Here is a 25,408-nt window from a genome sequence, read left to right as displayed (position 1 = left end):
CTTTTTGGCGATGGGGGGAGGGTTCATGCGTTCCGGCACTGGCTCAGACGCGGCAGCAAGCGGATTGGCCGGGCCTGCCTCTGACAAGGCGGCCCGCTGATGGCCAAGATCGCTGCGTTGGGCGCCTACTTCTACCAGTCGCTGCTCGCCTTCGGACTGCTGATCGTCGTCTCCAATCTGCTGCCGGCGTCGGACTACGCCGCCTACTCGCTGTTCGTCTCGATCGTCCAGTTTGCCGATATCGTCTGCTTCCAGTGGATCCGTGCCGCCTCCAGCCGGTTCTATCCGGGGCCGATCGAGGCGAACGAGACGGTCGAGCGCGGCGTCATCGTCGCGGAGCTTGCCGGCAGCGCCTGCATCTGCCTGCTGGCGGCCCTGCTCGCCCCGCTCTTCGGCGCCTCCGTCGGCCTGGGCCTGATCGGGGCCCTCGCGGCGATCCTTCAAGGCGCGGGTGAGCTCCACCTGACCATGCTGCGCTTCCGGCAGGAATTCAGGCTGTTCTCCTGGCTTCAGGGCGCGCGGGCGACCATCGTCGCAGGCGCGACGATCGCGGGTGCGGCGGTCAGCGCCGACCTCGCCCATGTGCTCGCCGGCGTGCTGGCCGGAAACCTCATCTACTGCGTCACAGCCTGGATACGCTCGCGCCGGGTGATGCCGCTCACCGCGCGCTGGTCGGGCGAGATCGCCAGGCGCAATCTCGTCTATGGCGGGATTTCAGCGGGTGCGGGCGTGGCGACGCTGCTCGTGCCGCTCGGCCTCAAATCGGTGCTGCTCGCCTCTCTGGGCTCCGCGGCGGCCGGCCCCATGCTGGCGCTCGACCTGCTGCAGAGGCCCTTCGTCATGGTGACCTCATCGCTCCAGGCGATCCGCTTTCCGGAGCTCGTGGCGCAGTTCGACCGCAAGGGCGACCCGCACGCGATCCAGGGCGAGCTCGGTCGCTACTACGCGCTGCTGGTCGGCCTTTCGCTGATCGCCGCCGCGGGCATCATCGCCGTGCTCGGCCTCGCGACCGAGACCGTCATCCCGGCGCCGCTGCGTGAGTCCTTCCTGCGGACCGCGCCTTTCGTGATGATGATGGCGATGCTACGCGCCTTCCTGCAAACGGTGCTGCCGACGCCGGCGCATCTGCAACGACGACTGCCCGTCATTCTGGGACTCGCGACGCTGGACTGCCTGCTGACCTGCGCGGGAGCCTTTGTCGCGGCGTCGCTGTCCGGAGGCGCGGATCTGGCCATCGTCGCCGGAGCGGCGGCCGGTGCGGGCGCGGCGGCTGCGGCCGGCCTCCTGATCCTGCACTGGCGCTCCTTCGCCATGCCCTGGCAGCCGGTACTGCTGCCGGCGGCGGCGCTGCTGCTGGCCTGGCTGACGACGCGCTGGCTCGCCACCGGGCATCCGCTGGTCTCGGCCGGCCTGGCACTCACCGTGGCCGCGGCCCTCAGCGCCCGGCCGCTGCTCGTCCTCGTCCGCTGGATCGCACGCTGAGGCTGCATGACCGACACATCCCCGACGAAGCCAATGAACATCGTGGTCGGAATCGCGACCAGCGGCCGCCGCGAGGTGCTGCGCGACACGCTGGCGCAGATCGACCGCCAACAGCGCCGGCCGGATCGCATCCTGATCTGCCCGGCCGCCGGCGACGATGTCGACTGGGACCATGCGGCGGGGCTGGCTGTGCCGGCTGAGCGCGTCACGGGTCCGAAGGGATTGACCGCGCAGCGCAACGCAATCCTCGACGCGGCGGGCGATGCGGATCTGATCGTGTTCCTCGACGACGACTACCTGCCGGCGGAGCGTTTCCTGGCCGAGACGGAGCGGCTGTTTCGGGAGAACCCGGATGTCGTCGGGGCAACAGGCCTTCTCCTGGCCGACGGCATCCGCGGCCCCGGAATCGAGCGGCCGGAAGCCCTGGCGATCCTGGCGGGCGACACGGCGCCGGAAAATGGGAAGCTGTCCTCGGTCGAGATCACCCATGGCTGCAACATGGCGTTTCGCATGGCCGCAATCCGCCGCGCCGGGGCGCGTTTTGATGAAAACCTACCGCTCTACGGCTGGCACGAAGACGTTGATTTTTCGGGACAGCTCGCCGGGTGGGGGCGGATCGTGCACTCCACGGCGCTGCGTGGGGTGCATTGTGGCGTAAAGCGTGGCCGCAACTCAGGTCTGCGCTTCGGCTACTCGCAGATTGCCAATCCGGTCTATGTGATTCGGAAGGGTACGATGCGCTGGCCACGAGGTGTGCGGTTCTTGTTCGGCAATGTCGCGGCTAATCTGTTCGGCAGCTTGGGCCCCCAAGGTCAGGTCGATCGGCGCGGGCGTCTGAAGGGCAATCTGGTTGCGCTACTGGACCTGCTTCGCGGGCGGTTGGATCCGCGCCGCATCCTGACGCTCGGCTGAGCTAGCTCGGCCGCCGGCGGTTCTGCATATGCGCCGGAGCGACCACCAGGGAGTTTTCATGCGCGCCGTCATCATCAGCGATTTCGGTTCGGTCAACGGGGGCGCCGCCAAGGTCGCAATCGAGAGTGCCCGCGGCTTGGCCGGGGCGGGCGTCGAGATCGTGTTCGCTTGCGCGATCGGTCCGGTTTCCGAAAGACTCCTCCATCCCCTGATCAGGGTTGAACAATTCGCGGGGGAGGAAATCTGGCAGGTCGGTAGCAAGATCGCCGCAGCGCGCCAGGGCATCTGGAACGCGCGGGCCTATCGCTTCCTGAGCGAACTTCTCGCGCGCCAGCCGCGCCATGATACGCTCGTACACCTGCATCAGTGGACCAAGGCTTTCAGCCCGGCGGCCATCGCGGCCGCCGGCGAAAGCGGGCTGCCGGTCGCGATCACCATGCACGACTATTTCTCCTTCTGCCCGGTCGGCGGCTATTTCGATTTCAAGGCCAACGCGCCATGCCGTCGGAAGCCGATGTCGGCCGGCTGCATCAGCAGCCATTGCGACCGAGCGTCCTATCTTCACAAGCTCGTCCGGGTGGCGCGGCAATGGCGTTTCGACGAGGCGATGGGCAAGCTCAAGGCTCCGCTCTTTATCCATGTCAGCGATTTCGCCGGCCGCTTCGCCGAACCTTTTTTGCCGAAGCGGGCACACCATGTCGTTGTCGAGAACATGATGGAGGCGCCGAGGCGCCAGCCCGCCGACGTAGCCGCCAACCGGCATGCGCTGTTCCTCGGGCGCTTCACTCAGGAAAAGGCCGGCGACGTACTGGCACAGGCCGCGGCCGATGCCGGCATGCCGGTGCGCTTCGTCGGAGAGGGACCGCTCGCCGGGGATATCGCGCGGATCAATCCACAGGCCGAGATTCGCGGCTGGGTGCCGGCCGAGCGGGTTTTCGACGAGATCGCGCAGGCGCGCTGCCTGGTGCTGCCCTCGCTCTGGTACGAACCCGGCCCGCTGGTCATCGCCGAGGCGCGTTCGCTCGGTGTGCCGGTCGTGCTGGCGCGAACGACAGGACCGGCGAGTTGGATCGTCGACGGGGAAGATGGCATTCTTGTCGACGGTGGCGACGTCGCCGGGCTATCGGCCGCACTCGCCCGGCTGAAGGACGATGCCTGCGCGAATGAGATGGGCACCGCAGCCTATCGCCGTTACTGGGCCGATCCGCTGACGACCGTCCGACACGTCGAGCGCACGCTGGAGAGCTACCGCCATCTCCTCGGCTAAAGGCATGCAGAAGCGTGCTCTTGATCCATTGAAATTGAGATTGCTACGCCACCGGGGCCGCAGCTTGCCGCGAGCCGGTGCTGTCGGGCCAAGGGCGATGAATCCCGGTCCGATCTGTTCTCACTCTGTATCACGCTTCCACAGGTAGGCTCAATGTCTCTTGACAGGATTATAATCCTTCATTAATGATGTTCTTGTTTTGTTCAAGAGGAGATCGTTTTATGCCTTCTTTTGCGTTGTTCGACGATGTTGTGATTGTACGGACAGATGCGGCCACCTCCGGATGGACCGATTTCACCGGCCTTCAGGCCGTCTTTAATTTTGCTCGCAGTCAGGGGAGGCCTCTTTTTTTTCAGCCCGGCGTTTATGATTCTGATACGGTTACGGTTCTTTCCAGTAATGGGGACGGAAAGCCGCTCTTCGTAAGAGCAATTCCCGGTTCGGTAGTGTTGCGCTTTATCGGAACAGACGGGTTCTTACGAATTGGTGGGCAGCGCTATGTCTATTTCGATGGCGTTACCTTCGATGGACAAGACAGAATTTTGACGAATAACGAGTCCGGTCGCCCAGCTTTTATTTCTGTCGTAGATAATGCACAGGAAATTTACTTTGAAAATTGTGAAATTATAAATTCGACGGGAGTTGGTGTCTATGTGAGGAGCGCGAATGCTGTTATTAGCTCTTGTAATTTTTTTAATCATTTAGTTGGAATCTGGAGTGAGAATGGCAATATCAAAGCTTTGAATAATACGATTGCCAATGTGCAGAATAACGGTATTGCCGTTTGGCGTGACGCAGTCTCTGGCGATAGCTCTACGATTACCGGGAACCTGATCAATGGCGTTGCCGCGGCGGCCGGCGGCAGCGGGCAGAACGGCAATGGCATCAGTGTATTCCGAGCTATCGGTGTCACGATCACTGACAACAAGGTCTTCAATGTTAAATATTCCGCGGTGCGATGTAATGGCGGTGGTTTGTGTAATGTTGGAAACAATAATATCTACTCCGCAGAAGAGGTGGCTATTTTTATCGAAGCGCCTGGCGCAGGAGTCGACCTAACTGGTTGCATCGTTTCCAATAACAGTGTCGATAGAGCAGGCGGCGGTGTTTATGTTGCAAATTCTGGATATTATAATGATGGTATTTCTCGTAGTGTAGTTGTAGAAGGAAATCGAATTTCAAACATAACCGAAAGTGGTAACGGGATTGTTGTTGAGCAAGATTGCGTAGTATCAGGTAATTTGATTGAAAATGTTGGCAAAGGCGGCATTCAGGCCGGCACCAATGAAGGCGCCCGAGATCTTGTTATCACTGGAAATTTGATTCGGAGCGCACAGATCGGTGTGGGCGTGTCGAACTATGCTGTATCAGCGAGCGGGCGATCGGTAGTCGTTTCCGGCAACATCGTGAGAAGCGCTAGCGTTGGCGGTATCGTGCCCACGGTCTTCGATGGTACGTGGTGGAATCGGTATGGCACCGCCGAATACGGCAACGATCTCGCCACCACCGTCGGCAGCGTCACCTTCGGCCATAATCGCTATCTTTAGGCCGGCCTGACCCGTCGCAATACAGCCCGACAAAAAACCGGGGCGTCGCCGCCCCGGTGCAAGGTCGCCGCGTCGCTGCGGCCGGGAGGAATCCGTGGCCGGCTCCTGCGGGAGCCGGCCGAGCCCTCAGTAGGAATAGTACATCGCGAACTCGACCGGGTGCGGCGTCATCTCGAAGCGCGCCACATCCTGCATCTTGAGCTCGATATAGCTCTCGATGAAGTCGTCGTTGAAGACGCCGCCGGCCTTGAGGAAGGCGTTGTCCTTCTTGAGCGACTCCAGCGCCTCGCGCAGCGAACCGCAGACCGTCGGGATCTTCTTCAGCTCGCGCGGCGGCAGGTCGTAGAGGTCCTTGTCCATCGCCGGGCCGGGGTCGATCTTGTTGACGATGCCGTCGAGGCCGGCCATCAGCATGGCCGAGAAGGCGAGGTAGGGGTTCGCCATCGGATCGGGGAAGCGGACCTCGACGCGCTTGGCCTTCGGCGAGGTCGTCCACGGAATACGGCAGGAGGCCGAGCGGTTGCGCGCCGAATAGGCGAGCAGCACCGGAGCCTCATAGCCCGGGACGAGGCGCTTGTAGGAGTTGGTCGAGGGGTTGGTGAAGGCGTTCAGCGCCTTGGCGTGCTTGATGATGCCGCCGATGTACCACAGGCACTCCTGCGACAGGTCGGCGTATTTGTTGCCGGCCATGACCGGCTTGCCGCCCTTCCAGATCGACTGGTGGACGTGCATGCCCGAGCCGTTGTCGCCGAAGATCGGCTTCGGCATGAAGGTCGCGGTCTTGCCGTAGCTCTGGGCGACGTTGTGGATGCAGTACTTGTAGACCTGCATCAGGTCGGCGGTCTTTACCAGCGTGTCGAACTTCATGCCGAGCTCGTGCTGGGCCGAGGCGACCTCGTGGTGGTGCTTCTCGACGGCGACGCCCATCGAGGCCATGGCCGCCAGCATCTCGCCACGCATGTCCTGCGCCGAATCCTGCGGGGGAACCGGGAAGTAGCCGCCCTTGGTGGCGATGCGGTGGCCGAGATTGCCGCCTTCGTATTCGGTCATGCCGTTGATCGGCAGCTCGACGTTGTCGAGCTTGAAGCCGGTGTTGTACGGATCGGCCGCGATCTTGACGTCGTCGAAGACGAAGAACTCGGCCTCGGGGCCGAAGAAGGCGGTGTCGCCGATGCCGGTCGACTTCAGATAGGCCTCGGCCTTCTTGGCGATGCCGCGCGGGTCACGGCCGTAGGGCTCGCCGGTGGCGGGCTCGAGCACGTCGCAGTTGATCACCATCGTGGGAGCCGAGAAGAACGGGTCCATCACGGCGGTGGTCGGATCCGGCATCAGCAGCATGTCGGACTCGTTGATGGCCTTCCAGCCGGCGATCGAGGAGCCGTCGAACATGGTGCCTTCGGCGAAGATGTCCTCGTCGATCATCGTGACGTCGAAGGTCACGTGCTGCCACTTGCCGCGCGGGTCGGTGAAGCGGAAGTCGACGTATTTGACGTCGTTGTCCTTGATCGCCTTGAGGACATCCTTGGCGCTCTTCATTTCAGCATTCCTCTTGCCAGCAGTTTCTCAAACTCGCGCGCTGCGGATGGGTCCAAATCATCCGGCAGCTCTCGATTCCCGTGATGCGGAAAAAACGTCAGATCGCGTCCGCGCCCGTCTCGCCCGTACGGATGCGGATCGCACCCTCGATGCTCGATACAAAAATCTTGCCATCGCCGATGCGGCCGGTCTGGGCGGCCTTGACGATCGCCTCGATGGCGCGCTCGACCATGTCGTCGGCCAGCACGATCTCGATCTTCACCTTGGGCAGGAAGTCGACGACGTATTCAGCGCCGCGATAGAGCTCGGTGTGGCCCTTCTGGCGGCCGAAGCCCTTGGCCTCGAGAACGGTGATGCCCTGAAGCCCGACGTCCTGAAGCGCTTCCTTCACCTCGTCCAGCTTGAAGGGCTTGATGATCGCTTCGATCTTCTTCATGCGCCGACCGGCCTCCTTTGCGCCCCCAGGGTCCGGCCGAAGCCGGCTCGCGCCCGTCGGAACCGGGGCGGCTTGCCGCTTCCCCGCCTCCGCAGGACATCATGACTGCTCATAGCATCGGCGATTGCACCCCGCCATGTGGCAGGCGGCAATCTCCGGCCTGATCATGAGGCAAAAAACAGCATAAAAAAACGGCAACGGCCTATTAAATGGACATGTCCGGGATAGGCGGCTGTTGTCGGCCGACGCGACCTGTCGCCATGATGGGCCATGACATCCGGCTCCACCCCGCCCGCCGCGCCGCCCTTCAGCGATCTCGCCCTGCTCACCACCGACCAGATGCGCGAGGCGGATCGCATCGCGATCGCCGTCGGCTCCGCCGGCATCGAACTGATGGAGCGGGCAGGGGCCGCGGTCGCCGCAGCGGCGCAGCGCCATGGCGCGGCGGCGACGCAGGTCGCGGTGCTTTGCGGGCCGGGCAACAACGGCGGCGACGGCTTCGTCGCAGCGCGTTTGCTGCGCGAGCAGGGATGCGCGGTGGTGGTCGGCCTGCTCGGCGATGCGGCGGCGCTGCGCGGCGACGCCGCCATCGCCGCGGCGCGCTGGGCCGGGCCGGTCCTGCCGCTTCCGGCAGCGAGCACCGGGGAGAGCGGCCTGTTCATCGATGCCCTGTTCGGGGCCGGACTGAGCCGGCCGCTTGACGGGGAGGCGGCAGACGCCGTCGCGGCGGTCAACGCGTCCGGACGGTCGGTGATCGCCGTCGACGTTCCCAGCGGGCTCTCCGGCGACACGGGGCGGGCGGAGGGTCCGGTCATCCGCGCCGTCGAGACGGTGACATTCTTTCGGCTGAAGCCCGGACACCTGCTGCTGCCCGGTCGCGATCTCTGCGGAACGGTGACGCTGGCCGATATCGGGATCCCGGCGGCGACGGCGCTCGCCGCGCTGCGGCCCCTTAGCTTCGCCAATCAGCCTGAGCTCTGGCGCAGCCGCCTGCCGCGGCATGGCAGCGGCACGCATAAATTCGCGCGCGGCGCGGTGGCGGTGCTGGCAGGCGGTGTCGCAGGCGTCGGCGCGCCCCGGCTCGGCGCCCATGCCGCCTTGCGCGTCGGCGCTGGCCTCGCCACGGTCCTCTGCGCTCCGGCGGCGCTGATCGCCCATGCGTCCAGGGGGCCGGACGCCCTGATGCAGCGCTCGCTGGCGGACGAGGCCGGGCTGGAATCGGTGCTGGGGGACCCGCGCCTGTCGAGCATCCTCGCCGGGCCGGCCCTCGGCCTCGACGCTCGAGCGCGGCAACTCGTCGCCGGCATCGTCGCCAGCGACAAGCCGCTGGTGCTCGATGCCGATGCGCTCACCATCCTGTCCGCGGATCAGGCGCTGGCCTCGGCGCTGCGGCAGCGGCAGGCGGAAACCGTTCTGACCCCGCACGAGGGCGAGTTCCGCCGCCTTTTCGCGGCGCAGCCCGAGATCGAGCGAGAGCGCTCCAAGATCGAGCGCGCCCGCAGGGCGGCGGAACGCACGGGTGCAATCATCGCCTACAAGGGGGCGGATACTGTCATCGCCAGTCCGGATGGGCGGGCGGCCGTCAATGCAACGGGTTCGCCGGCTCTCGCGACCGCCGGCTCCGGCGACGTGCTGGCGGGCCTGGTGGCGGGACTGCTCGCCCAGGGAATGCCGGCCTTCGAGGCGGCCTGCGCGGCCGTCTGGATGCATGGCCGCGCCGGCGAGAAGCTCGGCTTCGGCCTGATCGCTGACGACCTGCCGCCAGCTGTGCCGGCGCTCCTGCGTGAACTGCTGGGACGCTGATATCGACCAATAAAAACCGCCCCGTTTCCGGGGCGGTTTCGAGCCGGCGAACTAGCTGCCGGAATAGCTGACGGCGGGCGCCGCCTTCAGCTGGTCCTTGGTCATGGAGATCTTGCCGTGATCCGGGTACATGGCCGGCGCCTTGGGTGCCGATGCCGCCGGCGGCGAAGCCATGCCGCCGCCTGCCGTGCCCGTGCTGCTGGCGCTGCCCGCCGGGGCGGGGGCCGGGGCGGCAGCCGCCATCGGCTGATCGCTCCAGGTCACCTGATCGAACGGGATGGCGACATCCTTCGAACCGATGCCGAGGAAGCCGCCGACGCCGACCGTCACCATCTCCACCTTGCCCATCTTGTCGACGATCAGCTCGGTGACATCACCCACCTTCTTGTCGTCCGGGCCGTAGATGTCGACGCCGATCAGCTTGCTGGTCCGCCATTTGCCCTGGCCGGCCAGGTTGGTGTCGGGCGGGTTGGCCGCTTTCGCCGCCGGAGCCGGGCTCGTGGTCGAGGACGGCGGAGTGGGCGCGCTGGTCTGCGCGAGAGCGGTCGCTGTCAGCAGGGCGAAGCCGACAGAGGTCAGTGCAACGTGACGTGAAAGCATCTTGTCCTCCTTGTCATAGTCTTCACGGCAGAGCCGTGACGAAATCGACAGTTTAAACGAGTTTCTGTCTGTCATCGGCCGCGGGAGTGCCCGTCGAAATTCCGTCAGGTGACGTTATTCCGACCGTCACCCGAAAAACGGGTGTATTCGATCTGCCGACTTGCTTGCATCGCGATGACGTGATCGGATGCTGCGTTCGAACAACACCCTGCAAACGATGTTGTTCCCGTTCCGCATGGAGTAATCAGATGCCGACTTCCGTGACAGTGTTGCTGGGCGACGAGGTGGCTGCGACGCTCGACCGCTACATCGCGGCGGAGCGCCCGGGACATTCGCGCGCTGAGGTGATGGCGGAGATTGCGGCACGCTGGGCCCGGGCGCAGCGGCCTGACGCTTCCGGGACGCCGGACGAAGGCCTTCGTCCCGACGAGCTCAACGCCAGCAACGATTCCTGAGTCCGCCGGGCCCCAAGGACGATGCGCTCAATCCTCCGGCTCGTCGCGCCGCAGTTCGAAGGCGAGCATGGCATCGGCGATCGCCTGCAGCTCCTTGTCCTTCTCGGCGCTGTCGGCCATCGCATTCAGCTCGGCGACGCGCTGCTGCGCCCGCTCATAGTCCTCGTCGGTGTGGACGACGATCGGTGTCTTCACGGCGTCTTCCTCCGCTTTCCGTCCATCGCAGCCGGGCGCCGCGCATCCCAGCGCCGCACCGCTTCGAGGAGAGCCTGCAATTCATGCTCCTCGTCCTCGTCGCGTGTCGAGTCCCGCAGGCTGCGTATGCGATGGCGCGCGCTCTCGTGATCCGCTGCGGTCTCGATCTCGAAGACTGGGCGGGTATCCTCGCCGGCGTTGGCGCCATGCCGAACCTTCGATCGCATCGGGCGTCTCCCTGCTCTGCCTGCAACAGGACTACCCGCAAGGGCGTCTGCTGTTCCTCGCCCGTTTAAGCTTTCTGCAAGGCAGGGCGCGCATGAATGGCCACGACCTGTCGGGAGGAGGATGATCATGGCTCGGTTTCTCGCCGGGGCCTCGCTCGCGGCGGCAATCCTGGCTGCCCAGCCGGCCGCTGCCTTCTGGCAGCGCTCGCAGGTGTCGCGCTGTTCCGACGCCACGACCGAGATGGAACGCCAGCAGCTGCGTTGCTGGGAGCTGAATGGCTATGCCGATCCGGGCTGGCCGGCGCTTCCGCACGCCGGCGGCGCCTATCTGCTGCCGGCAGCCCCTCCGCCGCATGGCCGATTGCCCGGCAAGGGCGTGACGCGCCGCCTCGGCTGACACGGAGCCTGGCGGAGGGCTCGCTTCGCCGCCCCAACCGTGAGAGCATCGCGCGGGCAACCGGCCCTGAACGGCGACGCCATGGAATTTCTCTACGGTCTCGGTTTCCTGCTGCTGTTCGGCCTGAGTGCGCTGGCGGGGATCGCGCTGCGGGCGCGCCTGCCGGAGGAGCATCTGTCGAAGGAGAACATGGAGGCGGTTCGCCTCGTGACCGGGCTGCTCGTCACCTTCGCCGCCCTGGTGCTGAGCCTGCAATTGTCGACCGCGAGGGCCACATTCGACACGACGGCCCGGAATCGCTCGCTCTATGCAGCCCAGCTCGCCCGGCTCGACCGCTGCCTGCGGGACATGGGGCCCGAGCTGGCCGGGAGCCGCGAGACCCTGCGCCGCTACGTCGCCGCGGTCATCGCCAGTACGTGGCCCCTGGAGCCGGCGCCGGCCGTGCCCGGCATGCCGGATGTCCGCGGCATGGCGATCCGCGGCGAGGATGCGGTGCTGGCCGGGATGATGGAGGCGGTCGGCCTCGCGATCGACACGGGCGCGCCGGCGCCGGGCCGGGCAGCGGTCTCGGCGCGCTGTCAGGCGGACTACGTGGCTGTGCAGGGGCGGCGCTGGGCCGTCATCGAGGACGGAAACGGGCCGCAGGGCGGGGTGTTCGTCGGGATCATCGGGTTCTGGCTGGCGCTGGTCTTCCTGAGCTTCGGCCTGCAGGTTCCGCGGCGCCGGCTCAGCGGCATCGTGCTCGGGATCGGCGTGATCAGCGTCGCGAGCGTGATGTTCGTCATCGTCGATCTGGCCGAGCCCTATCGCGGCCTGTTCGGCATCCGCAGCGTGGCGATGCGCCAGGCGCTGGCCGATATGACCCGCTGACGGTTCAGTCCTTGTCGCCGGCCGGTTCGACCGACCGGAGAATGCGGACGGTCTCCTCGAGGCTTTCCTGCACCCCGAGCATGAAGTCCTTGCCGAAACCGATGATCGTATCGGGCGGCTCACCCTTGTGGGTGTAGACCACGCTGACACGGTCCGGATTGACATAGACCGGCTTGCCGTCGCGCGGCGAGGTGAATTGGCAGAGCTTGGGCAAGGTTTGTCTCCATGAGCCGACGTTCGGGCGCGTCTCGTCTCCGGCCCGCGCCGATGGCAGGGAGCCCGGACGACGAGGCGAGGCGACTCAATAGGTAGCGCGACCGCCGGACAAATCGAAGCAGGCGCCGGTGGAGAACGAGCACTCGTCGGACGCCAGCCATGCGATCATCGCCGCGACCTCTTCCGGCTGGCCCGGGCGGCCGAGCGGAATCTTCGCGACCACCGCAGCATAGGCCTCCGGCGTCATCTGCTGGTTCATCGGCGTGGCGATCACGGCCGGGGCCACGCAGTTCACGCGGATGCCGGTGTCGGCCAGTTCCCTGCCGAGCGCCTTGGTCAGCGCGATGACGGCGCCCTTGGCGGCGGAATAGGCCGTCATCGTCGCGTTGCCTTCCTTGCCCGCGATCGAGGCGAGGTTGACGATGCGCCCGCTGTTCTGCGCCCGCATCGCCGGAACGGCGGCCTTGCAGCACAGAAAGGTGCTCTTCAGGCTGATGTCGACGGTGCGCTGCCAGTCTGCCAGCGGGTAGTCCTCGATCCGCAGATTGGGGCCGGTGATGCCCGCGCAGTTGACCAGGATGTCGAGGCGGCCATGGCGGGCGAGCAGGCGCTGCATCGCGGCCGTCACGGCCGCCTCGTCGGTGACGTCGATGCGCTCGTCGGCCGGGCCGGCCAGGTCCCAGACGATCACGGTCGCGCCGGAGGCGGCGAAGCGTTCGGCCACGGCGCGGCCGATGCCGCCGCCACCGCCGGTCAAAAGGGCGATGCGCCGGTTCAGGTCGATCGCGTTCATCGTGTCGTTTCTTTCTGGCGCAGCGAGGCGCCGCCGACGACCGCTTCGTCACGGGCGTCGAGAGTAGCGCGCGCCGCATCCAGGGCCTGCCGGGCCCATTCGCGCACGCCCAGCCGCGCCGTCCGCTCGAGATGCGGCACCTCGACGCTGATCGGCAATTCGGCGGGCAGCTGGCTGAAGATGCCGACCAGGTCGATGCCGCCTTCTCCGGGCAGCAGCCGTGCCTGCCGGGCCGTGTGGATCAGGCCCTCGTCGGTCGCCGGAATTTCGCCGGGAGCGTCACAGATCTGGGCATAGCTCAACCGGCCGGCCGGGATGGCGGCGAGGTCCGCCAGTGTAGTGCGCGAGCGTCCGGCGTGGAGCGCATCGACCAGGACGCGTCCGTTCGGCTGTCCGGCGGCCTCGACGATACGCAGGGCCGCGCGTGCATCCGGTACACGGGTCCAGGGCATGAATTCGAGATTGGCGGTGAGATCGTAGGCGGCGGCGGCCTCGCAGAAGGCCGCATAGGAGGCGGTCAAGCGAGATTCATCCGGGTCGTCGCCGGCGGTCAGGATCGCGCGGACGCCGAGTTCGCCGCAGAGATCGAGGAAAGGCCGGAACCTCTCGACCGTGAAGTCGGCCCCAAGCCGGACGATCTCCATGTCGAAGACCGGCACGCCCGAGGCGATCGCCCGGCGCGTTTCGGCCCTCAAGGCGGCATCCTCGATCAGCGGGCTGGCATCGCCGCCCGGCGCCGCCGGCAGGGAGCGCAGGCCGACGGCGTGATAGCCCAGCTCGGCCGCGAGGCGGATGGCCTCGGGCGGGGGCAGCGGTACGGTGGTGAGATAGGCGAGCGAGATCGTCGGCATCGTCGCGTTCCGGCTCAGGCGAGGGGGGAGATCGCGGTCGGCAGCGCGATCGTCGAATACATCTCGCCGGTCAGCCATTGCGGCCCGCCCTTCGGCGGCCAGATGCCCTTGGCCACGGAATCGGCCCGGACAGCGGCGCGCTGGTCGAGGCTGGCGAAGGGCCAGATATGGGTGAAGCGCGGCGGCCCATCCAGCGCATACATGGCGATGACGAGCGGCGAGAGCGCGACGCGGGCCGGCACGGCGGCCTCCCAGGCGGCGATGGTCGGCGGTACGCCGCCATGCTTCAGCTTGTAGGTGCGGATCTCATAGACCGAACCGAACTTGCCGATCGCGACCGGGGGCAGGAAGGGGAAGGGCGCATAGCTGTCGAAGGCGAGCGCCTCGATATCCTCGCCGCAGCCGAAGGGATTGCTGCCGGCGAGCATGCGCTCGCGCTCCTGCCGGAGCTCGGGCTCGTCGGCGAAGCCGCGCAACACCAAGATCTGGTTGAGCCTGCCGATCTCGCTCGTCCAGCAGCCGAGCAGCTGCCCCTTCGCGCCGCTCTCCTTCAGCGCCGCGTCGATGGCGGCGACCACGGAAGCCGCCTTGCCGAGGCGGACGGTGAGGGTGGCGATTTCATAGCGCATGATCTGTCTTCCCGTCGTTCAGGAGCGGTTGTTGGTCAGGGGCACGCCGCCGGCGTGATGGGCGGCCACGTAGCCGAAGGTCATGGCGGGCCCAAGCGTGATGCCGCCGGCGGGATAGCGCCCCGCCATCATGCTCGACATGTCGTTGCCCACCGCATAGAGCCCCGGGATCGGCGCATCGCCCGGCCCGAGCACGCGGGCGCTGGCATCCGTCTTCAAGCCGGCGAAGGTGCCGAGGCTGCCGGCGACGATCTTGACCGCATAGAAGGGGCCGGGGCCGATCGGCGCGACGCAAGGGTTGGGCTGGTGCTCCGGATCGCCCTGCACCCGGTTGTAGGGCGTGTCGCCGCGGCCGAAGGCGGGATCGAGCCCCCGCGCGGCGTCGCGGTTATAGCTGGCGAGCGTCGCGGAAAACCCGGCCGCGTCGATGCCGCAGGCCCGGGCCAGCGCCGCGGGCGTGTCGCCGCGCTTCAGATAGCCGTTGCGCAGCCACGGCCCGATCGGGAAGGGGCGGGGCCTGACCCGGCCGAGCCCGTAACGACGCAGGAAGGCATGGTCGCAGACCAGCCAGCACTCCGCCGGCTCGTCGGATGTCGTGGCGGCGAAAAGTGCCTGCATCACGTCATGATAGGAATCCGCCTCGTTGCAGAAGCGGCGCCCGTCCCGACGCACCATGATCGCGCCGGGCTTGGCGCGCTCGATCAGATGCGGGAAGCGGCCGGTCTTGCCGCCTGGCTTCGGAACGAGCGAGACAGGCGCCCAGGCTCCGGCGTCGGGCAGATCGGCTTCGAGATGGCCGCCGACGCTTTCGCCGAGCCGGATGCCGTCGCCGGTGTTGGCGCAAGGAGCGGCCGACCAGTGCTCACGCCCGGTCGGCGCATGCGGGAACAGCGCAGCCTTCCGCGCCGTGTCATGCGGGAAGCCGCCGGTGGCGAGCACGACGCCGCGCGAGGCGCGGATCGCCTGCCGGCGTCCGCCCATCTCGACGATCGCGCCGGCGATCTGGTCTCCGTCACGCAGCAATTCGATGGCCGCGGTGTTGTTCTGCAGCACGATGCCGAGATCGTCGGCGGATTTCAGGAGCCGTGCCGCAAGCGCATTGCCGTTGACCAGATGCCGGCCGCGGCCATGCCGCGCACGATCGGCGAAGTGCCGGGCGAGACGACGCAGGACATGAAGGAAGGACGGCAGCTTGCGCGTGGCATTGAGGAAATGTCTGAGGTCGGCGCCCGAACCGATATTCATGCCGAAGGGGGCGACTTCCTCCAGCGGTGGTCGCAGATCCTCGAGCCGTGCGCCCAGCGCGCGTCCGTCGAACGGCTTGGCGCAGAGCGAGCGGCCGCCGGTGCCGGCACCGGGGCTCTTGCCGTGGAAATCCGGGATCTGGTTACCGTCGATGAAGTCGACGGCCGTCTCGCGCTGGAAGAAGGCGACCATGCGCGGCCCCTGTTCCAGCAACGTCGTTACGAGGGCCTCGTCGTAATCCGCGCCGAGCTCGTGCCGCAGATAGGTGCGGACGGTTTCCTCATCCTCCTCGATGCCGGCGGCGCGGGCGAGCGGGTTGCAAGGAAGCCACATCCAGCCGCCCGACCAGGCGGTCGTACCGCCGAACCGGCTTTCCTTCTCGACGACGACGACATCGAGGCCGAGCGCCGCCGCGGTCACGGCCGCGGCAAGGCCTCCAGCGCCCGAGCCGATCACCAGCAGGTCGCAGGATTGCGGCAGGGTTTGCTTCATCAGGCGGCCTGTCCGGGCGCGGAAGCCCGCGACGAAACCGGAGAGCCCAGCGCATGGCGCACCGCGCGGAAGGCGAAGGTGATCGCCGGGCCAATGGTGATGCCCGGGCCCGGATAGGTGCCGCCCATGATCGAGTTCGCCTCGTTGCCGCAGGCATAGAGCCGGCCGATCGGACGGTCGCCTTCACCCAGCACCTGAGCATCCTCGTCGATGACGAGCCCCGTTGCGGCGCCGATATCGCCGGGGGTCAGCTTGACCGCGTAGAAGGGCGCGGTCGCGATCGGTCCCAGCGTCGGATTGGGAAGGCCGCGCGAGGCGTCGCCATTGACGCGATGATAGTCGGTGGTGCCGCGACCGAACTCCGGATCGACGCCGGTGCGGGCGTAGTCGTTCATATGGGCGATCGTCTCTGACAGCGCCGCCGGATCGGCGCCGATCTTGCCGGCGAGCTCGACGATCGAGGACGCCTCGACGAGATAGCCGTCGGCGAGGAAGGGCTGCAGGTTCTTCGTGCCCATGCGGACCATACCGAGCCCATAGCGGCGCAATCCGTCGGCATCGGTGACGATCCAGCAGGGGATGGTCGGCCGGCTGCGGTTGGCCTCGAACATCGCGCGGCTGAACAGGTGGTAGGAGGTCGATTCATTGACGAAGCGCCTCCCGCCCTGGTCGACGCAGACGGTGCCCGGCTTGCTACGGTCGAGCACGAAATGCGGGAAGACGGCGGTGGTGCCGTCGGAGCGCTTGCGGGTCGAGACCGGCGCCCAATAGGCGTTGTCGAGATTGCTCTCGCCGAAGCGCGCTCCGAGCCTGAGCGCCAGATCTTGCATCGCGCCGGTATGGCCTGGCGCGGCCGGGCTGAAGGACGGCACCGGCTCGTTCAGCATCTCGGCGCGCCGCTGCGGATGGCGATTGTAGCCGCCGGCCGCGAGCACGACGCCGAGCCGGGCCCTGATCTCGCGGCGAAGATCGCCCTGGACGGCATTCACGCCGATAACGCCTTCCGGCCCGGTCAGGAGCTCGTCGACCGAACAGGCGGTCACGACCGTGCCGCCATGCTTCTTGAGGGTCAGCAGCAGGCCGCCGATCAGCGCGTTGCCCATGACGAGGCGCGTGCCGCGCCGCTTGCGCAGGCGATCGACGCCGTAGCGACCGATGATGCCCGCGGCATGCCGGAAGGAGGCCCAGGATTTGCGCAGGTTGAGCAGGTGGCCGATATCGGTGCGGTCGATCATCATGCCACCGAACAGCGTGAATTCCGGGATCGGCGGGCGGATGCGGTCGATGTCGGCGCCGAGCTGCCGGCCGTCGAAGGCCACCGGCTCCAGCGCTCGCCCGCGCAAGGTCGAGCCCTCGACATCGGATTCATAATCGGGATGCGTCGGGTAGGGCCGGAAATGTACGTCGGTCCGGCTCTCGAGCGTGGCGATCGCCTCGGGGCCGGCGCGCAGGAAGGCGTCGCGCAAGCGGGACGAGGTGCGGTTGCCGACGACGCCGTCGAGGAAGCGGGCGGCCTGCTCGATGCTGTCGCCGGTCGCGACCTTCTCCGCATGCAGCGAGTTCGGCACCCAGGTCGTCGCGGCGGAGAGCGCGCTGGTTCCGCCGACATGGTCCGTGCGCTCGATCACCAGGACGGAGCGCCCCTCGATCGCGGCGAAGACCGCGGCGGACAGCCCGGCGGCGCCCGAGCCGACGACGACGAGATCGTATTCCGGTTGCTCCGGCACATTCTTCAGGGTCGTGAACATTGACCTGCCTCAGCCGATGCGCTCGCCCGCGAGCAGAAACTCGACCATCGCGTTCTGCAGCGCCTGATACATCTGCGTGCCGGTCGAGGTGCGGCAGCCGCGGGCGCGGGCCGCCTCGATCAGCGGCGAGATCGCCGGAACGGTGATGACGCAGCCGACGAAGGTCTCGGGCGAGAGCTTGTCGACCTCGACCGGCAGCGCGTCGCCCGGCTTCATGCCGGCGGGCGTGGCATTGGCGACGAGATCGAATCCGGTCGGGTCGGGCGAGCCGGCGAAGACCTTCGCCTTGCCCTTGCTGTTCAGCCGCTCGATCAGGCTGTCGCGGCGGGCGGTGTCCGCATCATGGATCGCAAGCTCGCTGACGCCGGCATCGACGAGCGCGAGGGCGATGGCCGAGCCCGCGCCGCCGGCACCGACCAGCAGTGCGCGCTTGCCCTGCGGCTGGCCGCCATTGGCCTTGACCGCACCGACGAAGCCCACGCCGTCGACCATCTCCCCATGCCAGCCGCCATCCTTGCGCCGTCGCATGATATTGACCGCGCCGAGGAAATCGCCGCGCTCGGTCGCGCTGACGCAGTGCCGATGGCAGGCGAACTTATGCGGCACCGTGACGATGATTCCATCGAGATTCGGCACGTGGTCGGCGGCCTTGAGGAAGGCCTCGAGATGATCGGGCGCCACGCGGACCGGCGCGACGATGCCGTCATGGCCGCGCTCGGCGAAGGCCGCGGTCATGCCGCCGGGCGATTTCACCTGCGCGATCGGCTCGCCGACGATGACGTTGAGGCGGGTCGCCCCGGTGATCTGGAAGTCCATGGCGTTGTCCTCGGATGCTGACGCGCCGCCGTTCAGGCGGCGCATTGCGGTTCGGTCTCGACGACGCCGAGCAGGCGGGCCTGCGTCGCTTCGTCATGCTCCAGCTCGGTTGCCTCGCCTTCGAATGCGACCTGGCCGTTGACCAGCACATAGGCGCGGTCGGCGATCGGCAGCACGAGCTCGGCATGGTGCTCGACGATGACCATGGCGACGCGGCCGCGCAGCTTGACCAGCGCTTCCATGACCTCGTTGACGACGGCTGGCGCCAGCCCCTCGAAAGGCTCGTCGAGCAGAACGAGCTTGCTGGGCACCATCAGCGCGCGGGCGATCGCCACCATCTGGCGCTCGCCGCCGGACAGGTTCTCCGCCTTCGCCGCCTGGCGCGTCCTGAGGCGGGGGAACAGGGCGAAGGCCTCTTCCAGGCTGATCCCACCGGGGCGCTGGGCGAGCAGCAGGTTCTCGGTCACGGTCAGGTTCGGGAACAGGCGCCGCCCCTCCGGCACCAGCGAGATGCCGAGCCGGTTGATCTCGAAGGGCTTGAGCCTGCGCAGGTCGGTTCCGGCGAAGCGGATCGAGCCTGCGTCGAGCGGCAGGCTGCCGGTCAGCGCCCGCAGCAGCGTCGTCTTGCCGACGCCGTTGCGGCCGAGCAGGGCGACGGCCTCGCCCTCGCGGATCGCGATGTCGACGCCGGAGAGGACGGTGCTGCCGCTATAGCCGACGGCGATGCCTTTCGCCTCGAGCAGCACGGCGTCGGTCTTCGCGCCGGAGCGGTCCACGGCGGGAGCGGTCGCCCGCTCGCCATCCTTGGCGGCGCCGAGATAGGCGGCGATCACCTCGGGATTGCGCGCGACGTCGGCCGGCTTGCCGTCCGCGATCATCCGGCCCTGATGCAGGACGGAAATGCGGTCGGAGATCGCCAGCACCCGGTCGATGTCGTGCTCGATCAGCAGCACGGCATGGCGCTGCGCCAGCCGCTGGATCAGGTCGGCGACGACGATGCGGTCCGCCTCGGCGAGGCCGGCGAGCGGCTCGTCGAGCAGCAGCAGCTTCGACTCGATCGCCAGCGTCACCGCGATCTCGAGCAGGCGCTTGGCGCCGTGCGGCAGGTCCTGGCTCGGCTCGGCTGCGTGGTCGACGAGGCCGACCGCATCGAGCAGCGACCAGGTGCGGGCGTTGACCTCGGCATCGGCATGGGCGTCGCGCAGCAGGCCACGGGCGCCGCGGCGCTGGGCCTGCACCGCGATCCGGACATTCTCGAACACGGTCAGGTTCGGGAAGATCGAGAGGATCTGGAAGGAGCGGGCGATGCCGAGCCGGGCACGGGCATGCATCGGGAGCCTGGTGATGTCGCGTCCCTCGAAGAAGACCTGTCCCGCGCTCGGCGGCAGCACGCCGGTCAGCATGTTGTAGAAGGTCGTCTTGCCGGCGCCGTTGGGGCCGATGATCGAGTGCAGCACGAAGGGTCGGACCTGGAGGTCGATCTCCCTGGCGGTGACGAGGCTGCCGAACTGCTTGGAGAGCTTGCGCGTCTCCAGGATCGGCCTGTCCGGGTCCATCGCCTGCGCGGCGCTGACATAGGGCTCGATCACGGCCGGGCGCGGGGGAATCGTGTTGCGCGTCAGCGTCCAGCGCTGGCGGCCGAAGAGGCGCTGCGCCAGCCCGGTGATGCCCTCCGGCGAGAGCAGCGCGAACAGGATCAGGATCGGCGCGAAGATCAACCACCAGTTCTCGGTGACGGCCGAAAGCCGGTTCTCCAGGATGATGAAGCCGATCGCGCCCCAGAGCGGGCCGAGGAAATGGTGGACGCCGCCGAGCACGGTCATCAGCAACGCGTCGCCGGCATGCTGCCAGCTCAGATTGTTGGCGTAGACGCCCTGGAGCAGGAAGGTCAGCAATGCGCCGGAAAAGCCGACGAAGCCCGCCATCAGCACGAAGGCGCCGAGCCGCAGCAGATAGACGTTGAAGCCGAGGCTGCGGGCGCGCTGCTCGTTGTCGCGCACGGCCTGCAGCGCCCGGCCGAAGGGCGCATGCAGGATGCGCCAGAGCAGCCAGACGCCCGCCAGGACGCAGGCGATGACGAAGCCGTGGAAGCCGAGATCGCTCGGGAAGCTCGGGCGCGCCACGCCCTGGAGCCCGTTCTCGCCGCCGGTCACGGCTGTCCATTTGAAGGCGACCTCGAAGGCGATCTGCGAGCAGGCCAGCGTCAGCAGCGAGAAATAGAGCCCCTTGCGGCGCAGGATCAGCGCGCCCAGCACGAGACCGAGCGCCAGCGAGAATACGGTGGAGAGCACGATGCCGCCGAGGTCGCCGGAGATCCGCCCGAGCACGAAGAAGGCGGCGGCATAGCTGGCGCAGCCAAAGAAGACGGAGGCGCCGAAGGGAACCAGCCCGGTATAGCCGACGAGCAGGTTCACCCCCATGCCGTAGAGCGTGTAGATCGCGATCTGGGTGATCAGGCCGACCGGCGCGCCGAGCGCGAGCCAGAGCGCCGTCAGGCCGCAGAGGACGAGGCCGACCCAGAGGACCGGATGGGTGAGCAGGGCGCGAAGGCTCATTCGAAGCGCTCCCATTTTTCGCCGAACAGGCCACGCGGGCGCAGGAGCAGGATCGCCGCCATCAGCACATACATCGCCGCACCGGCCCATTCGGGCTGGAACTGGATGGTCATCGCGGTGGTGATGCCGACGAGCAGGCCGGCGATGATGGCCCCGGCATAGGAGCCGAGACCGCCGATGGTGACCACGACAAAGGCCGGCATGATCGCGCTCGCCGCCATGGAGGGCGTCACCGTCCAGAGCGGGGCGGCGAGCAGCCCGGCGAGCCCGGCCAGCAGGCAGCCGATGCCGAAGACGAAGCTGAACACGACCGGCAGGTTGATGCCGAGCAGGCCGACCATTTCGGCATCGCGCGAGCCGGCACGGATGATGCGGCCGAAGGGCGTGTAGGTCAGGAACGCCCAGAAGGCGACGAGTGCCGCGACCGTGACCCCGAGCACGAAGAGCCGGTATTTGGTCAGCAGGATCGGACCGTATTCGACGAAGCCCGAGAGGAAGCGCGGCGCGCTGAAGGGCAGGGGCGCCCCGCCGAAGACCATGCGCAGGATCGCCTCGATCAGCAGCGCCAGCGCGAAGGTCAGGATCAGGCCGAGCAGCGGCTCCTTGCCGTAGAGATGGCGGATCAGCACGACCTCGACGATCATGCCGACCGCGCCGGTGAGAAGCGGCGCCAGCAGAGCGGCCCACCAGCCGAACTCACGGGCGAGGACCAGGGCGAAATAGGCGCCGAGCGCGAAAAAGGCGCCGTGGGCGAAATTCACGATGCCGAGCAGGCCGAAGATGATCGACAGCCCGACCGCGATCAGAACGTAGAGAAAGCCGAGAACCAGACCGTTGACGGTCTGGGACAGGATCATGTCCAGCATGGCGGACGCTCCCGCGAAGGCGCGAAGAAAGGGAGGCCGGGATCGCATCGACCCCGGCCGACGGGTCGCGGGGCGTCAGCCCGTCATCTTGCAGGCGCTGTCGGCCTGGCTGCCGAAGGCCGCGTCGATGTCGGCCTGGGTCTTCGGCAGCTCCGCCTTGATGTCGAAGTAGTCCCATTTGTCGGTGATCTTCGGCTTGATGCCGGCGACCAGCAGGCGGTTCACCATCTGGTGGTCGAAGGGGCGGTAGCCGGTGTCGAGATCGCCGCGCTTGACGTGCCATTTCTCCAGCGCGGCGACGATCGCCGCGGAGTCCGTGGACTTGGCCGCCTCGATCGAGTCGAGCAGGGACTTCATGCCGAGCCAGCCCATCCAGGCCTTGTCGGCGGCCGGGCGGTTGTATTTCTTCTCATAGGCCGCCGCCATGGCCTGCTCTTCGGGCGGATTGTTCGGGTTCTTGTAGTACCAGGTCAGGGTGTAGAGCCCGTCGGCGGCCTCCGGCCCGACGCCCCACAGATCGGTGTTGCCGACCGAGATCTCCGCGAAGGGGATCTTGCCGCGCATGCCGAGCTCGTTCCACTGCTTGAGATAGGTGGTCAGGTCGCTGGCCGAGAGCCCGCCGATGACGACATCGGGCTTGGCGGCGCGGATCTTCAGGATGAAGGACGAGTAGTCCGGCGTGCTGACCGGCACCTCGTCGGCGCCGACGATGGTGATGCCGTTGGCCTTGGCATATTCCTCGAACGAGCGTTTGATGTCCTGGCCGAAGGCGTAAGCCGCCGTCAGGAGGTACCATTTCTTGCCGATGTCCTTGCAATAGGGCGCGAGAACGCGGGTATGCACCTCGACCGGCGGCTGCAGCCGGAAGGTATATTTGTTGCAGGATTTTCCGGTGATCTCGCCGGCCGCGGCGTTCGCGGCGACATAGGGCACCTTCGCCTTGTTGGCGACGGAGGAGATCGCCAGCGCGAAGGAGGACAGTGCGCCGCCGACGATGCCGGCGACCTTGTGCTCGCCGACCAGCCGTTCGGCATTCTGCTGCGCGCCCTGCGGGTTGGGCTCGTCGAGCCAGACGAGCTCGGCCGGGCGCCCGAGCAGCATGTTGTTGCGCTGCTCCAGCGCCAGCATGCCGCCCTGAGCGAGATATTCGGCCTGGTCGACGATATTGCCGGTCTTGGCCCAGATCATGCCGATCTTGATCGGCTCGGCCGCGGCGGCGTTGCCGATATACGGCATGCCCAGCCGGGGGGCGATCAGGCCGGCGGCGCCGAGCGAGCCCGCGCCGAGAAGCAGGCTGCGGCGCCCGATCGAACGATTGAGGATTGGTTTGCGAGCGTCGGTCACGACGTCCTCCCTTGCTGTGGCGTTCCCTTGCCGGAGCCGATTTCTTGTTTCCCGTCCGTTGCAGCGGGCCGACCGGCAGCAGGGCTGTAGCATAAATGGAATCTGATTCCACTTCAAAATTCAAAATTGGAATCGGATTCCATTATCAGTTGACGGCGGCTGCGCCGCCACGGCATAAATGCCTCGGGAGGAATGCCATGAACCCACTGTCGATCGGGATCGTCGGGGCAGGGGCCATCGGCCGCATGCATGCGGAGGTGATCGCCGGGAGCGGCTTCGCGACGGTCGCAGGCGTCGCCGACCCGACCGAGGCGGGCCGCCAGTTCTGCAGGGAGCGCGGCCTCGCCTGGTATCCCGACCACGGCGCACTGCTCGATGCCGGCGGAATCGAGGCCCTGATCGTCGCGACGCCCAACCAGACCCATCTGGACATCGGCCTCGCCGCGATCGACCGCGGTCTTCCCTCCCTGATCGAGAAGCCCGTCGCCGTTACCGTGGCTGAAGGCGAGGCGCTCGCCGCCGCCTCGGCCAGCGCCGGCGTACCGGTGCTGGTGGGGCATCACCGACGGCACAATCCGGTGATCGCAAAGGCCCGCGAGATGGTGCGGGGCGGTGCGCTCGGGCGGCTGACGAATGCCACCGTGCTGTACACATTCTACAAGCACGACGCCTATTTCGACCTGGCCTGGCGCCGCGAGCCGGGCGGCGGGCCGGTGCTGATCAACCTGATCCATGAGATCGACCTGATCCGCTTCGTCTGCGGCGAGGTCGCCGCCGTGCAGGCGGTTACGTCCGGGAAGGTCAGGGGGCTGCCGGTCGAGGATACTGCTGCCGTGCTGCTCGAGCTGGAGAACGGTGGCCTGGTCACGATCAGCCTCTCGGACACGGCGGTGACGCCCTGGAGCTGGGACCTGGCTTCCGGCGAACTGCCGAATTACCCCCCGCAGGCGAAGCCGGTGAACTCGCACTTCATCTCGGGCACCGAAGGCTCGCTCGCGTTGCCGTCGCTGGAACACTGGCGCTACGACGGTGAGAAGAGCTGGTTCGCCGGCCTCACGCACGCGGTGCTGCCGGTCGAGCCGGAAAGCCCCTACCGGCGCCAGCTTCGGCATCTGCTCGACGTCACCCGCAATGGTGTCCGGCCGCTGATCGACGCCGCCGACGCCACCCGGACGCTCACAGTCACCCTTGCCGTTCAGGAGGCGGCGCGCCAGAGACGACGACTGGAGATGGATTTTGGATAGGACCATGGTGAAGCAGATCGAGGAAGAAGTCCCGCCGGAGGCGACGGAGACCGCGCCGAGCGGTCTGCTGGAGCGCACACTCGGCGTCCTCGAGCTGCTCGCCATGAACGCGCGCGGGCTGCCGCTGTTCGAGATCGCGGAGCGCCTGAAGATCCCTCGCAGCGCGACCCATCGCGTGCTGGCCAGCCTCGCCGAGCACGGCTATGTGCGACAGGAGCGCCATCACGGCACCTATGAGCTGACGGCCAAGATCGCCTCGCTCGCCTTTACCTTCCTGGCCGGAGCGGGCGTCTCGGACCTCGCCCAGCCGATCCTCGACCGTCTCGCGCGGGAATCGGCGGAACTCGTCCGTCTCGCGTTGATCGATGGCCGCGATCTCGTCTGGGTGGCCAAGTCGCAGGGCTCGCCCTTCGGCCTGCGCTACGATCCCGACATGGGGCAGGTTGGCCGGCTCTCCTGCTCGGCGAGCGGGCATGCCTGGCTCTCCTGCCTTCCCGAGGAGGAGGCGATCGCCCTGGTCGAACGGCAAGGCTACGGCTCGCGCGAGGAGTTCGGGCCGCGTGCCCCGCAGACGCAAGCCGCGCTGCTCAAATATCTGCGCCAGGCACGCAAGCGCGGCTTCGGACTGGTCGTCCAGACCTACTCGCCGTGGATGAACGCGACGGCGGCGCCGATCCGCCATCCGCAGACGCGCGAGGTTGTCGGCGCCGTGGTCATCGCCGGCCCGCATATCAGGCTGACCGAAGACAAGATGCTGTCGCTGTCCCCGCAATTGCTGAGCGCTGCGCGCGAACTGTCGCTGGCCATGGCGGCGAGCCCCGGCCTGGCGCGAGGGCGGTCGCAGGACCCGTTCTTCGGTTGAGCCATCGGCGTCGCGTCGGG

Annotated in this window: 25 protein-coding genes; 10 read left to right on the top strand and 15 right to left on the bottom strand. The window is 67.2% G+C overall.

What is annotated here, in order from left to right; translation table 11 throughout:
• The first annotated feature begins 99 nt into the window (after positions 1-99).
• The 4 genes from BGO20_RS04935 (at position 100) to BGO20_RS04920 (ending at position 5,208) form a co-directional block, all read left to right on the top strand.
• Positions 100-1,482 carry a polysaccharide biosynthesis protein gene (locus BGO20_RS04935; RefSeq protein WP_291662208.1) on the top strand — a complete coding sequence of 461 codons (1,383 nt, stop codon included), beginning with the start codon at positions 100-102 and terminating at the stop codon, positions 1,480-1,482.
• Between the two features lie 6 nt (positions 1,483-1,488).
• Positions 1,489-2,394 (top strand): glycosyltransferase family 2 protein, encoded by a 906-nt coding sequence (locus BGO20_RS04930; RefSeq protein ID WP_291662210.1) that lies wholly within the window; start codon positions 1,489-1,491, stop codon positions 2,392-2,394.
• A gap of 58 nt (positions 2,395-2,452) precedes the next feature.
• On the top strand, positions 2,453-3,661 hold the full coding sequence (locus tag BGO20_RS04925; RefSeq protein ID WP_291662212.1) for a glycosyltransferase family 4 protein: 1,209 nt from the start codon (positions 2,453-2,455) through the stop codon (positions 3,659-3,661).
• Between the two features lie 221 nt (positions 3,662-3,882).
• Complete coding sequence (locus BGO20_RS04920; RefSeq protein WP_291662213.1) at positions 3,883-5,208, top strand: TIGR03808 family TAT-translocated repetitive protein; 1,326 nt, start codon at positions 3,883-3,885, stop codon at positions 5,206-5,208.
• A 126-nt stretch (positions 5,209-5,334) separates the two neighbouring features.
• Here the strand turns inward: BGO20_RS04920 and glnA are convergent, their stop codons facing one another.
• Both glnA and BGO20_RS04910 read right to left on the bottom strand, forming a co-directional pair.
• The gene (glnA, locus tag BGO20_RS04915; RefSeq protein WP_291662215.1) at positions 5,335-6,744 is read right to left on the bottom strand and encodes a type I glutamate--ammonia ligase; all 1,410 of its coding nucleotides are present in this window, start codon (positions 6,742-6,744) and stop codon (positions 5,335-5,337) included.
• 97 nt (positions 6,745-6,841) lie between these two features.
• Entirely contained in the window at positions 6,842-7,180 is a 339-nt protein-coding gene (locus BGO20_RS04910) for a P-II family nitrogen regulator (protein ID WP_089175390.1), read from the bottom strand.
• Between the two features lie 270 nt (positions 7,181-7,450).
• Here BGO20_RS04910 and BGO20_RS04905 point away from each other — a divergent pair, with 270 nt between their 5' ends.
• The gene (locus BGO20_RS04905) at positions 7,451-8,983 is read left to right on the top strand and encodes an NAD(P)H-hydrate dehydratase (RefSeq protein ID WP_291662219.1); all 1,533 of its coding nucleotides are present in this window, start codon (positions 7,451-7,453) and stop codon (positions 8,981-8,983) included.
• Between the two features lie 51 nt (positions 8,984-9,034).
• Here BGO20_RS04905 and BGO20_RS04900 read toward each other — a convergent pair whose 3' ends face one another.
• Positions 9,035-9,583, bottom strand: a complete 549-nt coding sequence (locus BGO20_RS04900) for a PRC-barrel domain-containing protein (protein ID WP_291662221.1) — start codon at positions 9,581-9,583, stop codon at positions 9,035-9,037.
• A 248-nt stretch (positions 9,584-9,831) separates the two neighbouring features.
• Between BGO20_RS04900 and BGO20_RS04895 the strand changes: the two genes are divergently transcribed.
• Positions 9,832-10,038: a hypothetical protein gene (locus BGO20_RS04895; protein ID WP_291662223.1), complete on the top strand. Its 207-nt coding sequence runs from the start codon at positions 9,832-9,834 to the stop codon at positions 10,036-10,038.
• Between the two features lie 27 nt (positions 10,039-10,065).
• Here the strand turns inward: BGO20_RS04895 and BGO20_RS04890 are convergent, their stop codons facing one another.
• Positions 10,066-10,233: a hypothetical protein gene (locus BGO20_RS04890; RefSeq protein WP_291662225.1), complete on the bottom strand. Its 168-nt coding sequence runs from the start codon at positions 10,231-10,233 to the stop codon at positions 10,066-10,068.
• The gene (locus BGO20_RS04885; RefSeq protein ID WP_291662227.1) at positions 10,230-10,460 is read right to left on the bottom strand and encodes a hypothetical protein; all 231 of its coding nucleotides are present in this window, start codon (positions 10,458-10,460) and stop codon (positions 10,230-10,232) included. Before BGO20_RS04885 ends, BGO20_RS04890 begins: the two co-directional genes overlap by 4 nt.
• A 127-nt stretch (positions 10,461-10,587) precedes the next feature.
• Here BGO20_RS04885 and BGO20_RS04880 point away from each other — a divergent pair, with 127 nt between their 5' ends.
• Positions 10,588-10,857, top strand: a complete 270-nt coding sequence (locus BGO20_RS04880) for a hypothetical protein (RefSeq protein ID WP_291662229.1) — start codon at positions 10,588-10,590, stop codon at positions 10,855-10,857.
• Positions 10,858-10,938: 81 nt separating this feature from the next.
• Entirely contained in the window at positions 10,939-11,727 is a 789-nt protein-coding gene (locus BGO20_RS04875; protein ID WP_291662231.1) for a bestrophin-like domain, read from the top strand.
• A gap of 4 nt (positions 11,728-11,731) precedes the next feature.
• Here BGO20_RS04875 and BGO20_RS04870 read toward each other — a convergent pair whose 3' ends face one another.
• The 10 genes from BGO20_RS04870 to BGO20_RS04825 form a co-directional block, all read right to left on the bottom strand.
• Positions 11,732-11,941 (bottom strand): hypothetical protein, encoded by a 210-nt coding sequence (locus tag BGO20_RS04870; RefSeq protein ID WP_291662233.1) that lies wholly within the window; start codon positions 11,939-11,941, stop codon positions 11,732-11,734.
• Positions 11,942-12,028: 87 nt separating this feature from the next.
• A complete protein-coding gene (locus BGO20_RS04865) occupies positions 12,029-12,736 on the bottom strand; it encodes an SDR family oxidoreductase (protein ID WP_291662235.1) in 708 nt (235 codons plus the stop codon).
• Positions 12,733-13,587 (bottom strand): sugar phosphate isomerase/epimerase family protein, encoded by an 855-nt coding sequence (locus tag BGO20_RS04860; RefSeq protein WP_291662237.1) that lies wholly within the window; start codon positions 13,585-13,587, stop codon positions 12,733-12,735. Before BGO20_RS04860 ends, BGO20_RS04865 begins: the two co-directional genes overlap by 4 nt.
• 14 nt (positions 13,588-13,601) lie before the next feature.
• Entirely contained in the window at positions 13,602-14,216 is a 615-nt protein-coding gene (locus BGO20_RS04855) for an NIPSNAP family protein (protein ID WP_291662239.1), read from the bottom strand.
• Between the two features lie 18 nt (positions 14,217-14,234).
• Positions 14,235-15,953 carry an FAD-dependent oxidoreductase gene (locus BGO20_RS04850; protein WP_291662241.1) on the bottom strand — a complete coding sequence of 573 codons (1,719 nt, stop codon included), beginning with the start codon at positions 15,951-15,953 and terminating at the stop codon, positions 14,235-14,237.
• Positions 15,953-17,701 carry an FAD-dependent oxidoreductase gene (locus BGO20_RS04845; protein ID WP_291662243.1) on the bottom strand — a complete coding sequence of 583 codons (1,749 nt, stop codon included), beginning with the start codon at positions 17,699-17,701 and terminating at the stop codon, positions 15,953-15,955. The genes BGO20_RS04850 and BGO20_RS04845 overlap by 1 nt, the downstream gene beginning before the upstream one ends.
• 9 nt (positions 17,702-17,710) lie before the next feature.
• On the bottom strand, positions 17,711-18,517 hold the full coding sequence (locus tag BGO20_RS04840) for a shikimate dehydrogenase family protein (protein ID WP_291662245.1): 807 nt from the start codon (positions 18,515-18,517) through the stop codon (positions 17,711-17,713).
• 32 nt (positions 18,518-18,549) lie between these two features.
• Positions 18,550-21,072 (bottom strand): branched-chain amino acid ABC transporter ATP-binding protein/permease, encoded by a 2,523-nt coding sequence (locus BGO20_RS04835; protein WP_291662247.1) that lies wholly within the window; start codon positions 21,070-21,072, stop codon positions 18,550-18,552.
• A complete protein-coding gene (locus tag BGO20_RS04830; protein ID WP_291662249.1) occupies positions 21,069-21,938 on the bottom strand; it encodes a branched-chain amino acid ABC transporter permease in 870 nt (289 codons plus the stop codon). The genes BGO20_RS04835 and BGO20_RS04830 overlap by 4 nt, the downstream gene beginning before the upstream one ends.
• Positions 21,939-22,013: 75 nt before the next feature.
• The gene (locus tag BGO20_RS04825) at positions 22,014-23,282 is read right to left on the bottom strand and encodes an ABC transporter substrate-binding protein (protein WP_291662251.1); all 1,269 of its coding nucleotides are present in this window, start codon (positions 23,280-23,282) and stop codon (positions 22,014-22,016) included.
• 197 nt (positions 23,283-23,479) lie between these two features.
• Between BGO20_RS04825 and BGO20_RS04820 the strand changes: the two genes are divergently transcribed.
• The gene (locus BGO20_RS04820) at positions 23,480-24,526 is read left to right on the top strand and encodes a Gfo/Idh/MocA family protein (RefSeq protein ID WP_291662253.1); all 1,047 of its coding nucleotides are present in this window, start codon (positions 23,480-23,482) and stop codon (positions 24,524-24,526) included.
• A gap of 4 nt (positions 24,527-24,530) precedes the next feature.
• Positions 24,531-25,388, top strand: coding sequence for an IclR family transcriptional regulator (locus BGO20_RS04815; protein ID WP_291662254.1), 858 nt, complete (start codon positions 24,531-24,533; stop codon positions 25,386-25,388).
• The last annotated feature ends 20 nt before the right edge of the window (positions 25,389-25,408 follow it).

Source organism: Allobosea sp. 67-29, assembly GCF_001898115.1.
Taxonomy (GTDB): domain Bacteria; phylum Pseudomonadota; class Alphaproteobacteria; order Rhizobiales; family Beijerinckiaceae; genus Allobosea.
Note: the sequence above shows the minus strand (reverse complement) of the source record. Positions and strands in the feature narration are given on the sequence as shown.